Annotated in this window: 13 protein-coding genes and 1 pseudogene; 6 read left to right on the top strand and 8 right to left on the bottom strand. The window is 60.8% G+C overall.

Translation table 11 applies throughout. The features are described 5' to 3' along the window. Window positions 1-80 precede the first annotated feature (80 nt). Window positions 81-974, top strand: a complete 894-nt coding sequence (locus ACSOSP_RS03270) for a LysR family transcriptional regulator (protein ID WP_455309546.1) — start codon at window positions 81-83, stop codon at window positions 972-974. Between the two features lie 214 nt (window positions 975-1,188). Beyond that, on the top strand, window positions 1,189-1,953 hold the full coding sequence (locus ACSOSP_RS03265; RefSeq protein WP_455309545.1) for a glycosyltransferase family 2 protein: 765 nt from the start codon (window positions 1,189-1,191) through the stop codon (window positions 1,951-1,953). A 15-nt stretch (window positions 1,954-1,968) separates the two neighbouring features. On the opposite strand, the gene ACSOSP_RS03260 is transcribed toward ACSOSP_RS03265, so the two are convergent. Continuing rightward, window positions 1,969-2,985 carry a lysylphosphatidylglycerol synthase transmembrane domain-containing protein gene (locus tag ACSOSP_RS03260; RefSeq protein WP_455309544.1) on the bottom strand — a complete coding sequence of 339 codons (1,017 nt, stop codon included), beginning with the start codon at window positions 2,983-2,985 and terminating at the stop codon, window positions 1,969-1,971. A gap of 596 nt (window positions 2,986-3,581) precedes the next feature. Here ACSOSP_RS03260 and ACSOSP_RS03255 point away from each other — a divergent pair. Next, entirely contained in the window at window positions 3,582-3,815 is a 234-nt protein-coding gene (locus ACSOSP_RS03255; RefSeq protein ID WP_455310831.1) for a hypothetical protein, read from the top strand. Between the two features lie 144 nt (window positions 3,816-3,959). Here ACSOSP_RS03255 and ACSOSP_RS03250 read toward each other — a convergent pair whose 3' ends face one another. The 6 genes from ACSOSP_RS03250 to ACSOSP_RS03225 all read right to left on the bottom strand — a co-directional run bounded on the left by ACSOSP_RS03250 (window position 3,960) and on the right by ACSOSP_RS03225 (window position 11,189). Then, window positions 3,960-4,502: a lysozyme inhibitor LprI family protein gene (locus ACSOSP_RS03250; RefSeq protein WP_455309542.1), complete on the bottom strand. Its 543-nt coding sequence runs from the start codon at window positions 4,500-4,502 to the stop codon at window positions 3,960-3,962. Window positions 4,503-4,972: 470 nt separating this feature from the next. Beyond that, window positions 4,973-5,923 carry a dimethyl sulfoxide reductase anchor subunit family protein gene (locus tag ACSOSP_RS03245; protein ID WP_455309541.1) on the bottom strand — a complete coding sequence of 317 codons (951 nt, stop codon included), beginning with the start codon at window positions 5,921-5,923 and terminating at the stop codon, window positions 4,973-4,975. Between the two features lie 11 nt (window positions 5,924-5,934). Next, window positions 5,935-6,678 carry a 4Fe-4S dicluster domain-containing protein gene (locus tag ACSOSP_RS03240; protein WP_455309540.1) on the bottom strand — a complete coding sequence of 248 codons (744 nt, stop codon included), beginning with the start codon at window positions 6,676-6,678 and terminating at the stop codon, window positions 5,935-5,937. A 27-nt stretch (window positions 6,679-6,705) separates the two neighbouring features. After that, on the bottom strand, window positions 6,706-9,636 hold the full coding sequence (locus ACSOSP_RS03235) for a molybdopterin-dependent oxidoreductase (protein ID WP_455309539.1): 2,931 nt from the start codon (window positions 9,634-9,636) through the stop codon (window positions 6,706-6,708). 127 nt (window positions 9,637-9,763) lie between these two features. Continuing rightward, the gene (locus tag ACSOSP_RS03230) at window positions 9,764-10,759 is read right to left on the bottom strand and encodes an Ldh family oxidoreductase (RefSeq protein WP_455309538.1); all 996 of its coding nucleotides are present in this window, start codon (window positions 10,757-10,759) and stop codon (window positions 9,764-9,766) included. Window positions 10,760-10,886: 127 nt separating this feature from the next. Continuing rightward, window positions 10,887-11,189 carry an ArsR/SmtB family transcription factor gene (locus ACSOSP_RS03225; protein WP_455309537.1) on the bottom strand — a complete coding sequence of 101 codons (303 nt, stop codon included), beginning with the start codon at window positions 11,187-11,189 and terminating at the stop codon, window positions 10,887-10,889. Window positions 11,190-11,276: 87 nt separating this feature from the next. Here ACSOSP_RS03225 and ACSOSP_RS03220 point away from each other — a divergent pair, with 87 nt between their 5' ends. The 3 genes and pseudogenes from ACSOSP_RS03220 (at window position 11,277) to ACSOSP_RS03210 (ending at window position 13,629) form a co-directional block, all read left to right on the top strand. After that, window positions 11,277-12,374: an NADH:flavin oxidoreductase/NADH oxidase gene (locus ACSOSP_RS03220; protein ID WP_455309536.1), complete on the top strand. Its 1,098-nt coding sequence runs from the start codon at window positions 11,277-11,279 to the stop codon at window positions 12,372-12,374. A 228-nt stretch (window positions 12,375-12,602) separates the two neighbouring features. Further along, window positions 12,603-13,112, top strand: a pseudogene (locus ACSOSP_RS03215) (sigma-54-dependent Fis family transcriptional regulator); the annotation flags it as partial. A 94-nt stretch (window positions 13,113-13,206) separates the two neighbouring features. Beyond that, a complete protein-coding gene (locus tag ACSOSP_RS03210; protein ID WP_455309534.1) occupies window positions 13,207-13,629 on the top strand; it encodes an ExbD/TolR family protein in 423 nt (140 codons plus the stop codon). A gap of 21 nt (window positions 13,630-13,650) precedes the next feature. On the opposite strand, the gene ACSOSP_RS03205 is transcribed toward ACSOSP_RS03210, so the two are convergent. Further along, window positions 13,651-13,785 (bottom strand): hypothetical protein, encoded by a 135-nt coding sequence (locus ACSOSP_RS03205; protein ID WP_455309532.1) that lies wholly within the window; start codon window positions 13,783-13,785, stop codon window positions 13,651-13,653. Window positions 13,786-13,811 lie beyond the last annotated feature (26 nt).

Below are 13,811 nucleotides of genomic sequence, written 5' to 3'. Positions count from 1 at the left end.
CGTACCTTGAAGACCATGCTAGCTCTCGTCCATTCCTGATACTATCCGCACGATATTGGATGCCTTGGTGAAAATCAGCCATGAATGACCGGCCCGCGCTTGGCGACCTGATGGCACTGGCCGCGATCGTCACGCATCGCAGTTTCCGCAAAGCGGCGGACGAACTGGGGGTCTCACCCTCCACGCTCAGTCACATGATGCGAACGCTCGAGCTGAAGATGGGCGTGCGTCTGCTGAACCGCACGACCCGCAGCGTCTCCCCGACGGAGGCCGGCGAACGTCTCGTCGCCCGCTTGCAACCGGTCCTGAGGGAGCTCGACCTTGCGCTGGAAGAAGTCGATGCGGTGCGTAGCCGTCCCAGCGGCTCGCTTCGTATCAACGCGAGTGAGCCGGCGGCGCGGCTGCTCATGCAATCGGTTGTCCCTGCCTTCCTTGCGCGATATTCGGACATGTCGGTCGACCTGGTCACGGAGGGCCGGCTGGTCGATATTGTCGCTGCCGGTTTCGATGCCGGTGTCAGACTCGGCGAAGCACTGCCGCAGGACATGATCGCCGTGCGCTTCGGCGGCGAGGTGCGCTTTCTTGCGGTCGCGTCACCTGCTTATCTCGCCGGGCACAACGCGCCGCTCGCACCGGACGATCTCAAGGACCACGCTTGCATTCGCGTGCGCCTGCCAAGCGGCAAGCTTTATCGATGGGAGTTCGAGAAGCACGGCCAGCAGTTGACCGTCGATGTGCCCGGTCCGCTAACGCTCGATCATCCGGGGATGATGGCCGAGGCGGCCGCGGATGGAATGGGGATTGCCTACGTGCCGGACCGGACTGCGCAGCCGTTTATCGATAGCGGAAAGCTGGTGACGGTTCTGGACGACTGGTGCCCGTCCATCCCCGGATTGTTCCTTTATTACCCGGGGCACCGCCATGTGCCGTCAGGGTTGAAAGCCTTCGTCGATATGTTGCGGGAGATGCCGTGAGGCGGTTCACGACTGCGGCTCGACAAACGCTCGCTCTATCGAGGGTAATGCTGAGAGTGGCGGCTTGAGGAGCATACAAGGCGTGCATCTCACCACGATTTCCCAGGAGCGTAGAGCGCGTTGCGTCTCCGTACGGTAGGATGCCAGTCGCAAACCGTACGCAATCGCGCAACCCTGGCGCCGCTTCTCTCCCATTGCTCATCTGCCGCCCCGCATGAACGCCCTTTCCGTATCGTCCAATCGACACCGTGTTTCATGCATCATTTGCGCATTTAACGAAGCCCCGCGCATCGGCGCTGTGCTGGCCGTTGCAACGGTGCATCCGCTGCTGGACGAAGTGATCGTGGTCGATGACGGCTCGACCGACGGGACCGCCGATATCGTCAGGCGCTTCCCATCTGTCAGGTTGATTACATGCCCGGTGAACCGCGGTAAGAGCGCGGCGATGGCCGTCGGTATCGCCGCGGCGCACAACGCGCTGCTCATGCTTCTCGATGCAGACCTCAAGGGGCTCGCGAGCGAACACATCACCGCACTTGCCGCCCCCGTTCTGAGCGGCGCCGCGGACGTCAGCATGAGCCTGCGGCAGAACAGCCTGCTGCTGTTTCGGGCCATCGGCCTGGATTTCGTGTCGGGTGAGCGCGTGGTCAGGAAAGAACTGTTGAGCGAAGCGCTCAAGGAAATTCATCGCTTGCCGCGCTTTGGTATCGAGGTATTCATGAATGACCTGATCATCGAGCGTCGGCTCTCGATTGCGGTCACTCACTGGCCGAAGGTAACGCAGGCGCGCAAGACTGAAAAGCTGGGCTACTGGGCCGGCGTTCGTGCGGAATGGCGCATGATTGCCGACGTGCTGAAAGTCAGCTATCCGCTCGCGCTCCTGTCACAGACATGTCATCTCTTTTCGTTACGAGTCGATCATGCCGGGCATGCGCCGTTTTTCGTACGCATCAGGAACCCGCGCGACAACGTGGCTTGAGGTTGAGTCGATGCGTCATTGGTCAATAGTGGGCGCGGGTGTGGCCGCACGGCGTCGCCACGCAAGCGCAAGAAAGCCGATAGCGCCCAGCAACAGTGGGCAATAGAGCGTTGCGAAGCGCCAAAGAACCAGGGCCGTCGCCATGGCAGCGCGCGGGACCCATGCCGCGAACGTCGCTGCAAGCGCCAGGTCGCCCCCGCCGCCACCTGCCGGTACGCCAGTCCAAAGTGCTGCGTGCAACACCACTGCCTGCACCGCGAGGACGAAGCCTAGCGGCAACCGGTACCCGAGTTCCAGCAAGATGAACCATAGGGCGCTATAGCGAAGCAGCCACTGCAGCGTGGTCAGCAGCAACAGTGCGACGAAGCGATCGTGAGGCCCGCTGATGAGTAGCTGCCACTGCTGACGCACGCTGTGGAGGAACTTGTCCCAGCGAGACCGTCGGGCCCTGAGCCATGGAACAAGACGGCCCGCTGCGTCGAATGCACGCGCGACGTAGCCGCGGCACACCCAAAGTACGCCCATCAAGATTGCGAGGCCTGCGAGCGTTGCGGCAACCGTGGATAAACTTACGCTCGGAAGCAAATGAGCCAGCGGGCCAATAGAGAACAAAAGCGCGATCGGAACTGCGATGCCGAAGAACGTCAGGTCAAGTGCCTGATCGGCGCCCACGACGGTAGTGGCTGTCGCCCACGACGCCCCCGCGCGCTGCAGCAGACCAATATTGACTCCGTACCCGGCTGCACCCATCGGCGACACGAGAAAGGCTAAGTCCGTCACAAGGGTGATCGCAAACGTACGCGTGAAAGAAAGGCGCAAGCCAAGTGTAGTTTGCATCAACTGCAGCTTCCCGGCCTTCGCTAGCGCACTCACGGCGGCGCTTGCAGCCAGCACTGCGAATACTTCTGCCGGGACAGTTCGAAGGCCCGCAAACAACGCGTGGGAGCCCAATATAAATGGCACGCTTATCGAGAGACCGACCCCAAGCATGGCGAGCAGGATCGCGACATTACGAGTGTGAGCGCCGGTCACCAGGACCGCCTGAAAACTTGCCGCCAGGCATTGAGATTCGATTGGAAGGCATCAGATCGCGCCGAGCGCACGATCGCGTGGTCGGTCACGAATTGAAGCATGAAAGGCCGAAAAATACGCATTCGATTGGACGATCCTCAAAGCAGTGTCATTACGCCATCGCCAATAGCTGTGCAGGGGCGACTCAAGGCAAATTCGCACTCGGCATAACCGCTCACCCGTTGCGGTCGCACCCCCATTCTGCCGCACGATAATGTCAAACACACTGCGATGCGCTTCGACCGAGCCAACAGCGTCTCTCCTCGAGGCGGTCTTCATCCTTACGTTAACGCAAAAAACATTCGCGTCACAGAATGGTCGCCAGACCCGCGTACTTTCATAAGGCGGCCCATTCGAACATTTTTATGTACTCACTTCACCACACCGACGCCACCTCCAGCCCGATCGCATGCTGCGGATCAGGGCCGTACCCGCCCATCGTCCAGGTGCAGGGCTTCTGCTTTTAATTATGTTCCGGCGTGGAAAATAATATTTTTGATCGGTGAATGGCGGGGCTAAAGTTATCGGAGATCGACAATCAAATGAAAGGAGATGCGATGGTCTTTTATCACCATGGTGCTGCTATTCAACCGTCGGTAACAAGACTAGGCAACACGTTCCTGGCACGCGTTTCCATCCTGGAAGAGGATGGCGAAGCGACCTCTCTTGGCAATCTCGGACAGTTCGCCAATCGTGACTGTGCGTTCGAGTTTGCTGTGCGCAGCGCCACGGCGTTCGTAGATGGCGAGCCCTTGCCGCGGTCGCCGTTTGAGCAGCCACGGACCAAATGAACCAACGACAGGCTGCTAATCAGGATGTCGCTTGCCTGGCGACATCCTGCGGCAAGTCGTAGCGCAATCGCGCCCAGGATGATTGCTGCCATCTTGAGAAGCCCTCTGCCCAAGCTTCCCCGTCAGACAAGCAGCGCCCACACGCTATTGCATCGACAGCGAACCCGCGTCGCCTTTCATCCTCAACACGGCCGCTTGAGCCGGCGGCACTATTTTTTGCTCAGCAAGGCTGGCCTTAAGCACGGTAACCTGATTCTCGCTACCCTGGTCGAAGTCCGCATCGAGTTCACTGATGCGACGGTTGTACCAGTTGACCACGCAGATCTTGTCCTTGCAATTGTGCTGACGCCATTGCCACTGCTTGACCCGATCGTCCTCAAAAGCCTCTGTGTCGGGCGTAACGTCTTTCGCGCGCTTGTAGGCGATCGCCAGCTTGTCGTCGAGAGACGACAATTCGGGATCGTTGCAAACGAGCTTCTCCGAGCTTGAGACCTTCTTGCCGCAATGGAAGCTCGCCGCCTGTGCAGTTCCGGAAAAGCCACCGCCCAACAACAATAATGCCAGCGTCGCCGTCCCGGCAGCACGCCTCACGCTGAACAACTTCGATTCCAATTTTCCTGACCTTGTCATACCTGCCCCCGTTAATCCATCGTTGAAGTTGCGCTGATCGAACACGATGCCTGCCATTCACCCCGCTAAGCTTTTCAAGCAGTAGCTTTGAAACGAACGGCCGCACGCCGACTCCTGGAAACGCGCCTGATGACACGTAAATACTCACGTTTCATCGCCAACGTTTCCGATACCTCGCGGCCCACGCGCGGTTCGCCATCGTCTATGTGAGAGCGTTCCTCGGGCGCATGCCTGAAGGCTGAGTCGTTAAGGGAATGATCCTAGTTTTCGAGCGAATGAAGCGTGCGAAAAGGAGGCGACCTTCTCAAGGCCTTACGCAATATTTCACGCGTGTAGCGAGTGCGCAGAATGACCCGGCGGTTCAACATCGCGCCGGGTGTTTCGCATGCGTGATTTTGAAGGGAGCAACTGAATACTTGCTGCTCCGGGAGCGGCCTGTTCCGCTGTATGGGTCGACCATGAATCGTTATTTTTTACGCGTGCATGTTGCTGCATTTCGTCTTGTATCGAACCTCCCCGCCCAAGCGTCATCCCACTCGCGCGTAATAAAGGTTTTGCGGATGCTTTGCCTCGGCGAAGAAGAACCATCGCTCCGCCACCAGGCCCGCGTATTGCACGAGACACGCTGCGACCAGCAGGACGACGGAGATGCCGATCGAATGCACGCCTGCGCCCAGCGCCAGCAGTACGACAGGCACCGCAAACGCCGTAGCAAGGAAGCCCCATTTGACCCCGCGCAGCGTGCCTGCCGATTTGCCGTGAAAGAACTCGCGCAAATTGAATGCGCCGGCCGTGAAACCGCGCGATACCTGCACGACCTTGGCATTCTTGATTCCCGTCGCGCTCTGCACGGTGGACTTGGGCCGCAGTCGCGCATTGCGCACGAGCGATGCCGACCGGCTCGCGCAACCAGCAAGCGTCAACGCGCACGCGCACGCGGCAAGCCCCGCAGTCAGCGCAGGCGCGAAGCACGCGCTCAATGCGGTGACCAGCGTAAATCCGGACGCGCAGCCAAGCAGGACGAAGTTGGCCAGCGTGAGCGGCGTGGCCCACTCCTGGAGAAAACGCAGGCATGCATAGATCATCGCCGAGCAGACGAAGAGCGCAGCGCTCGCGATCAGGCCGAGCGTCCCCACCGCGAGCGACCATGGCGAGTCGAACCAGTGCGCCAGGCCGTAGAAAAAGGCGCACGCGAGAAACGCCGGCAAGCAGAGGCATTCACGCGATAACCACGAGGTTCGCCACATCGCGACCGCCCGCCACGCGCGTTCAGGATGCCCGAGATGGAAGAACGAGGCGATGAGTCCGAGCCCGCCAAGCACCACGGACAACGCCGCGCCCGCGACATAGAACGCGCTCGGCGGTGCTGCGAGAAGGCCCAGATAAGAGGCCATTTCTACGCCGACAAGCGCGATCAAAAGCCCCTGCGCGGCACCGCTTAGCGTGGTGAGGAAGACGACTGAGAAAGCGGGGTTCATTGCGGAGTCCTTTAGATGCGTTTTGCAGCCGACGCAAGATTCAATTGCCCACGCTCGAGTTGCGCGTCCACGGTTTGCGCAATGGCCTCGGCCGAGGCCGGCTTGCACGAGCACGCGCCCTCCCCGCAGCCGGACGCCGGCGTCATCTTGCGCGGCAAATAATGGTTCGCGGGCTTCGTGTCCCATTCAGGCATCAACTGATAACCCCCTCGCTCCCTGATCGCTTTCGACACCACGGATTCCGGATCGTGAATGTCCCCGAACAATCGTGCAGAGGTCGGACAGGCGAGCACACACGCCGGTTGTCGATCGCGATCGGAGAGGTTTTCGTCATGGATACGATCCACGCACAACGTGCACTTCGTCATCTCCTTGCGCTCTTCGTCCAGTTCGCGCGCGCCGTAGGGACACGCCCACGAACAGTACTTGCAGCCGATGCATTTATCGAAGTCCACCAGCACGAGCCCGTCTTCCTTGCGCTTATAGCTCGCACCGGTTGGACACACCGGCACGCACGGCGGGTCCTCGCAGTGCAGGCACGACTTCGGGAAATGGATAGTCTCCGCGTTCGGATAACTGCCCGCCTCGAAGCTCTGGACCCGATTGAAGAATGTGCCGGACGGATCGGCGTCGTAGGGATTGAGGTCGGCAAGGCTGCCCGACTCGCCCGATGTATTCCACTCCTTGCAACTCGTTACGCAAGCGTGGCATCCCACGCACACGTTCAGGTCGATCACCAGCGCCATCTGAGTCATTGCATGTCCCCTTGCTTCCTGGAGTCGCTACTTGCGCCCTGCCGCACCGCGCAAACGTGCCGCGAATTCGCCTTGCCCCGCGAAGTAGGTCTGCACGATCCGCGATATCACACCGTTCGAACCCGGCAGCGGATTCATGGCATCGAACTGGGGCAGCGTGTGCCGCGCGTCGGCCTCTGCCGGATAGACCCGCACGCGCACGTCGTACCACGCAGCCTGTCCTGTCACCGGGTCCGAGTTCGAGACACGTCCGGCGGCATCGGCCGCGTGGTCCGTACCGGGCAGTTCGTCGGTGATCAGGTGATTGAGCAGGAAGCCACGCTGCGATTCGTTGGCGTGCGCGCCAAGGTTCCATGCGCCCGACGCCTTGCCGATCGCATTCCAGGTCCATACCGTCCCCGGCTCAACCGTTTCACTGAAGCGCGCCATGCAACGCACGCGGCCCCACTGCGATTCAACGTAAATCCAGCCGCCGTCCGCAATGCCGTTCTCGGCTGCCATCAACGGATTCATGTAGAGATAATTCTCGCCATGGATCTGACGCAACCACGCATTCTGCGAGTCCCATGAGTGATACATCGCCATCGGCCGTTGCGTGACGGCGGCGAGCGGAAAGCGCACGAGATCGGTTGAATCGCTTTCAAGCGGTGCGTACCAGAACGGCAGCGGATCGAAGTATTTTTCGACGCGCTCGCGCAGGTGATCGGGAGGCTGCCTGCCTTTCGTTCGCCCTTGCGCGGCGAGACGAAACTTCTGCATGACATCGGAATAAAGCTGGATGACGATGGGTTCCCGGAACTTGCGAAAACCGCTTTTCACCGCCCAGTCCAGATACGGCCCGTTGCAGTTGCGCATGTACTGCAAGTGTTCCGGTATCACGTGATGGAACACGCAGTTGTTCTTCGCGTACTGCTCCCACTGCTTCGGATTCGGCTCGCCGACCAGCGTTTTGTCTCCGTCCTTGCCGCGCCATCCGATCAGGAATCCCACCCCGGAAGTGGGCGTCGTAGTGAAATTGACCACGAAGTCCGGATAGTCACGATAGCGCCGCGTCCCTTCGGCCGTGGTGAATGCCGGAAACTTCAGGCGCGACGCAAGTTCAATCAGCACTTCCTGGAATGGCTTGCACTCGCCTGAAGGGGGCACAACGGGCACGCGTACGGAATCGGCTGGACCGTCGAACTCGGAGATCGGGCGATCAAGCATCGACATCGCGTCGTGGCGCTCAAGGTACGTCGTGTCCGGCAGGATGAGATCGGCGAACGCCGTCATCTCCGACTGGAACGCGTCGCACACCACGAGAAACGGAATCTTGTAGTCACCGTTCGCGTGTTTATCAACGAGCATCTCGCGCACTTTCATCGTATTCATCGACGAGTTCCAGGCCATGTTGGCCATGAAGATCATCAACGTATCGATTGGGTACGGGTCGCCTCGCCACGCGTTGGTGATCACGCTGTGCATCAAGCCATGCACGGCAAGCGGGTACTCCCACGAGAACGCTTTATCAATGCGAACGGGGCCGCCGTTTTCATCGATGAACAGATCTTCCGGCGCCGCGGGCCAGCCCAGCGGCCCGGTTGCAAGCGGCGTGTTCGGCTTGACGGCGTCGGGACTGTTCGGCGGTTTCGCCGATGGCGGCACGGCACGCGGAAACGGCGACTTATGCCGAAAGCCGCCGGGGCGGTCGATCGTGCCCAGCAGCGACATCAGCACCGCGAGCGCACGGATCGACTGGAAGCCGTTGGAATGCGCAGCGAGCCCGCGCATGGCGTGAAATGCGACGGGGTTGCCGGTGACGGTATCGTGCTTCTCGCCCCACGCGTCCGTCCAGGGAATAGGCAGCGTGATGCGGTGATCGCGGCTCGTCTGGATCATCTCCTGCGCGAGACGGCGAATGGTGGCAGCGGGAATGCCTGTTATTTCCGCCGCCCACTCGGGCGTGCAAGCCGCGACGCGCTCGCGCAGCAAGGTGAACGACGGCGCAACGGGCGTGCCGTCCGCGAGCGTGTAGCGGCCCTCGAGCGCGGGTGTCACGCCGGGGGAATGATGCGGCACGGCGCGTGCCGCTTCGGCATCCCACCACGCGTGATTTTGCGGAAACATCGGATTGCCCGCGGGCGTATCCGGGTCGCTCACGAACAGGCCGAAGTTCTCGCTTTGCTCATCGAGATCGACCAGATCAGCCGCGTTCGTATAGCGCTGCACGAACTCGTGGTCCCAGGCATCGGCTGTTATCAGCTCGTGGAGAAACGCCATGAACAGCGCGCCGTCGGTGCCCGGTTTGATCGGCACCCATTCGTCGGCAATGGCGGCGTAACCGGTGCGGATGGGATTGATCGCGATAAAGCGTCCGCCCGCACGCTTGAACTTCGAGATCGCAATCTTCAGCGGATTCGAATGATGATCTTCGGCCGTGCCGATCATGAAGAACAGCCTGGCTCGGTCGAGATCGGGACCGCCGAATTCCCAGAACGAACCGCCGATCGTATAGATCATGCCGGCCGCCATGTTCGCCGAACAAAATCCGCCATGCGCCGCATAGTTAGGCGTACCGAACTGTTTGGCGAAGAGACCCGTCAGCGCCTGCATCTGATCGCGGCCTGTGAAGAGCGCGAACTTCTTGGGGTCCGTGGCGCGGATGCCGGCAAGGCGCTTTTCCAGGGTATCGAAGGCGACTTCCCACGACACCGGTTCGAACTGCGCGCTGCCTCGCTCGGCGCCGGCCTTGCGCATCAATGGCTGAGTGAGCCGGGCGGGCGAATATTGCTTCATGATGCCGGACGCGCCCTTCGCGCAGATCACGCCCTGGTTGAGCGGGTGCTCCGGGTTGCCATCGATGTATCTCACTTCGCCTTCGCGCAAATGCACGCGAATACCGCAGCGACAAGCGCACATGTAACACGTGGTCGTCTTGATCTCGAGCCGCTCGTCCTGCGTGCGGGCGTGATGTTCCATGCTGGGTCTCCCTCGCGGCTTCCGGTATGTCCAGACGGCACCGATCCGGTCCGGACCATCCTAATCCTCGCGGGTCGCCAAGGGAAATCGCTATTTGCGAGAGGAACTATCCGCCACGCTGATGATTTCAACTTCCCTTCAATTGCCCGATCAACGTGTCGGGAATATCAATCCCCTCCTGTTCTGAAGCTTCGGCAATGCGTTCTCTCCGGTAGCCTGGAAGCCGGACATCGTCGTCCATGAGCATCATTTCAATCAGCATTTCCACACGCGAGAGATAGGTCTCGTCGCCGGCCAGTGCGCCCGGATCGATCGCCCAGAATAAATGGCCGATACGAGAACGCTCGCCCTCCTCCGTCAGGAACGAACCGGCTTCATAGCCGAAGTTCGCACCGGTCAGCGCCGCCGCCAATAACTCGACGACCAACGCCAGCATTGCGCCCTTCGCCCCGCCGAACGGCAGCATCATGCCGTCGAGGGCGGCACGGGCATCGGTGGTTGGCAGGCCGTCACGGGTGGTCGCCCAGCCTTGCGGAATCGGCTTGCCGTCACGCGCGGCAATGGCAATCTTGCCGCGTGCGATCTCCGAGAGCGCGAGGTCGATCACCAGCGGCTCCCCTTGACGGCGCGGGAAGACGGCGGCAATCGGGTTGGTGCCGAAGAGCGCGCGCCGGCCGCCCCACGCGGGCATGGCCGCGGGCGAGTTGCTGAACGCGAGGCCGACCATGCCCGCCGCACCAAGCGCCTGCAGATGCGCCGCGCCGACGCCGAAGTGATGACTGCGCCTCACGCCCGCCACCGCGCTGCCGAACTGCCGTGCACGTTCGATCAACGCGTTGATCGCGAGATCGCAGGCGGGATACGCGAGTCCATCGGCGCCGTCGATCAGCACTGCCGCACCACGATCCGAGACGATGACCGGCTGCGCCAACGGATCGACGCGGCCGTTCCTGAGTTGCGCGCAATACATCGGCAGACGCGCCACGCCATGTGACGACAACCCGCGCAGGTCGGCATAAACAAGCGCACGGGCCGTCGATTGCGCGGTCGCGGGCAATGCGCCCGCGGCGAGCAGCGAGTCGACGGCAAGTGCGCTCAGCGCGTCGGGAAGCAGTCGGGACATCGATCATTCCTCTTAGGTGATGGGTTTCAATCCGCAAGCGCGGCCGCGACCCGTGCCGCTGCCGCTGCCGCTGCGAGCAACTTTCCTCTTCCGCCAGCGCGAAAACTGCACGTGACCGGCAAGGTCTTCAGGGAGTCTGGTTGAGGATGGCGTCCATGAGGCCTGGAAACCGGCTGTCGAGTTCGGCACGGCGCAACGTGTTCTGATGAACCGTGCCGGCCACGCGGGTCTGGACGAGACCCGCCTCGCGCAAGATGCGGAAATGATGGGACATGCTTGATTTCGGGCGGCCGCCGTCGAGCTCCCCGCAGGTGGCCTCCGTGACGCACGACAAATGCCGCACGATGTCGAGACGCACCGGATCGCTCAAGGCGTTGAAGAGCCGCGTGAGGGTGAAACCCTCAGGATCAGGATGGTTAAATATGCGCATACTGCAGATGGTACCGGCTTCTGTGATAATCGGTAGTTCGATTTTTATCGAACTACCGATTCTGCATTATTCCACGGAGCCCGCACGATGCCCGCATTATTCGAACCCTTCAAACTCAAAGACATTACTTTGCGCAACCGCATCGCGATCCCGCCGATGTGCCAGTACTCCGCTATCGATGGCCTGATCAACGACTGGCACCGGGTGCATCTGGCGGGTCTCGCGCGCGGTGGCGCCGCTCTGGTGATCGTCGAGGCGACGGCCGTGTCGCCTGAAGGCCGCATTACTCCGGGCTGCACTGGCATCTGGAATGATGAGCAAGCGCAGGCGTTCGTGCCCGTCGTAGCATCGATCAAGGCAGCAGGCTCGGTGCCGGGCATCCAGATCGCCCACGCGGGTCGCAAGGCCAGCGCCAACCGGCCGTGGGAAGGCGACGACCATATCGGCGAAGACGATCCGCGCGGCTGGGCAACCATCGCGCCCTCGGCTATCGCCTTCGGGGCCAACCTGCCCAAGGTGCCCAAAGCGATGACCCTCGACGATATCGCCCGCGTGCGCCAGGATTTCGTCGATGCCGCAAAACGGGCGCGCGATGCGGGTTTTGAATGGCTGGAACTGCACTTCGCTCACGGCTATCTCGGTCAGAGCTTTTTCTCGACGCACTCGAATCAACGCGACGATCCCTATGGCGGAAGCCTCGAGAACCGCAGCCGCTTCATGCTTGAGACGCTGGCCGCGGTACGCGAAGTATGGCCCGAACATCTGCCGCTGACGGCTCGGTTTGGCGTGATCGAATACGACGGCCGCGATGAGGAAACGCTCGCGGAGTCCATCGAGCTGGCGAAAAATTTCAAGCGCGGGGGACTGGACATGCTCAGCGTCAGCGTGGGTTTCTCCACGCCGACGGCCAAGATTCCGTGGGCGCCCGCGTTCCTCGCACCGATTGCGCACCGGGTGCGTCGTGAGGCGCAACTGCCCGTTGCATCGGCTTGGGGAATCGATACACCGGAGCTCGCGGATAACGCAATCCGCGAAGGCCAGCTCGATCTCGTGATGGTCGGCCGCGCAAATCTGGCTGATCCTCATTGGGCCTACTACGCCGCGAAGAAGCTCGGCATTGCACGTCCTTCGTGGACGCTGCCCGCACCGTATGCGCATTGGCTTGAACGCTACGCGGTGAGGTAATCGCCGTGCCTGGTCCTGGTCCTGGTCCTGGTCCTGGTCCTGGTCAACTCGCGGCTATGACCAGGGATTGTCCAAGGCAACTCTAATGTTCGCGTATTGGCGCAGGATTTTCTTTAAGTTGTGCCTACGATGTTCCGGCGAGACGACTGGAACCCAACGAGCAGGAGGAGACAAATGCGCGATGATATCGATCACGCCGCTACGCCATTGATTCAACGTGAATCAAATGTGATCGTATTGACCGATGCCGAGGGGCTCATTCTTCATTCGATCGGAGACGATGATTTTCTTCGGCGTGCCGAGAAAGTTGCGTTACGTCCGGGTGCGAACTGGCCTGAACAGCGGCAAGGAACCAATGCGATCGGCACTGCCATCGCTGAACTTTGCCCGACCGTCGTCCACGGTGCGCAGCACTACCTGGCCGCAAACCGTTTTCTGACCTGTTCCAGCGTGCCCATCCTCGGTCCCTATGGCGACCTGATCGGCGTGCTCGACGTGACGGGCGATCATCGCAGCTACCATCAGCACACGATGGCACTCGCGAAGATGTCAGCGCAGATGATCGAGAACCATCTGTTTACCAATACCTTTCGCGACACCTTGCAGGTCAGCTTTCATGGTCGCGCAGAGTTTCTCGGTACGTTGATGGAGGGCATTGCCGCATTTACCTGTGACGGACGCTTTCTGTCAGCTAATCGCAGTGCGCAATTTCAACTTGGACTGCCGCTTGCGGCGTTGCCAACCTGATCAGGAGCCACGAATTCCGGATCACCCTCGCGGCAGACGCACGCGTGCAGACCAGCCTGCCATCTCGCGTCGGCGAGGTGCTGGCATGATTTCCCGTTCGGGTAGCGCAGACAACGATGAGCCGCTTGCCGAAATCAACGTCACGCCGCTCGTCGACGTCATGCTCGTACTGGTTGTGATCCTTCTGGTCATAGCGCCCTTGCTGACGCGGACGATCCGCGTTGATCTACCCACGGTGGCGGCGGGCGCGTCCGAATCGCACACACACGCAGTGGCGGTCACCCTCGACGCGAACGGGAGAATCTTTGTCAACGGTAGTGAAATTCAGTTGGAGCAACTCGAACCCGTGCTCAGACACATCGCGTTGCATGACATGCAGACCACGGTCAATCTGCACTCGGATAAGAGGGTAACGTTCGGCGCGGTCGCGAATGTGTTGGGCAGGATCGGCCATGCAGGGGTCGCTCATGTAGCAGTGGTGACAGCGCAAACCAATAAGACTCCTTAATAAACTTTTCAACGATGAGTGTCAGTACCTCTCTACGGTACCGTCACATAGCGCGAGGATGCAAAGATTGATCCGCGCCCCTTTGCTGTGGCGGATGACAATCCAGAACGCCACATCGACGCCTTCAACAATCAGGTTCTGTCGGTCGTCAACCATTCGCAAGTCAACGTGCAAAGCCTCCT

The organism is Caballeronia sp. KNU42 (assembly GCF_053760385.1).
The sequence above is the reverse complement of the archived record's forward strand: the minus strand, read 5'-3'. Positions and strand labels throughout refer to the sequence as shown.

What these genes read in the sequence shown, in the direction of transcription:
- ACSOSP_RS03270 (WP_455309546.1), top strand. Translation starts at nt 81, where the DNA reads ATGAATGACCGGCCCGCGCTTGGCGACCTGATGGCACTGGCCGCGATC.
- ACSOSP_RS03265 (WP_455309545.1), top strand. Translation starts at nt 1,189, where the DNA reads ATGAACGCCCTTTCCGTATCGTCCAATCGACACCGTGTTTCATGCATC.
- ACSOSP_RS03255 (WP_455310831.1), top strand. Translation starts at nt 3,582, where the DNA reads ATGGTCTTTTATCACCATGGTGCTGCTATTCAACCGTCGGTAACAAGA.
- ACSOSP_RS03250 (WP_455309542.1), bottom strand. Translation starts at nt 4,502, where the DNA reads ATGGCAGGCATCGTGTTCGATCAGCGCAACTTCAACGATGGATTAACG.
- ACSOSP_RS03245 (WP_455309541.1), bottom strand. Translation starts at nt 5,923, where the DNA reads ATGAACCCCGCTTTCTCAGTCGTCTTCCTCACCACGCTAAGCGGTGCC.
- ACSOSP_RS03240 (WP_455309540.1), bottom strand. Translation starts at nt 6,678, where the DNA reads ATGACTCAGATGGCGCTGGTGATCGACCTGAACGTGTGCGTGGGATGC.
- ACSOSP_RS03235 (WP_455309539.1), bottom strand. Translation starts at nt 9,636, where the DNA reads ATGGAACATCACGCCCGCACGCAGGACGAGCGGCTCGAGATCAAGACG.
- ACSOSP_RS03230 (WP_455309538.1), bottom strand. Translation starts at nt 10,759, where the DNA reads ATGTCCCGACTGCTTCCCGACGCGCTGAGCGCACTTGCCGTCGACTCG.
- ACSOSP_RS03225 (WP_455309537.1), bottom strand. Translation starts at nt 11,189, where the DNA reads ATGCGCATATTTAACCATCCTGATCCTGAGGGTTTCACCCTCACGCGG.
- ACSOSP_RS03220 (WP_455309536.1), top strand. Translation starts at nt 11,277, where the DNA reads ATGCCCGCATTATTCGAACCCTTCAAACTCAAAGACATTACTTTGCGC.
- ACSOSP_RS03210 (WP_455309534.1), top strand. Translation starts at nt 13,207, where the DNA reads ATGATTTCCCGTTCGGGTAGCGCAGACAACGATGAGCCGCTTGCCGAA.
- ACSOSP_RS03205 (WP_455309532.1), bottom strand. Translation starts at nt 13,785, where the DNA reads ATGGTTGACGACCGACAGAACCTGATTGTTGAAGGCGTCGATGTGGCG.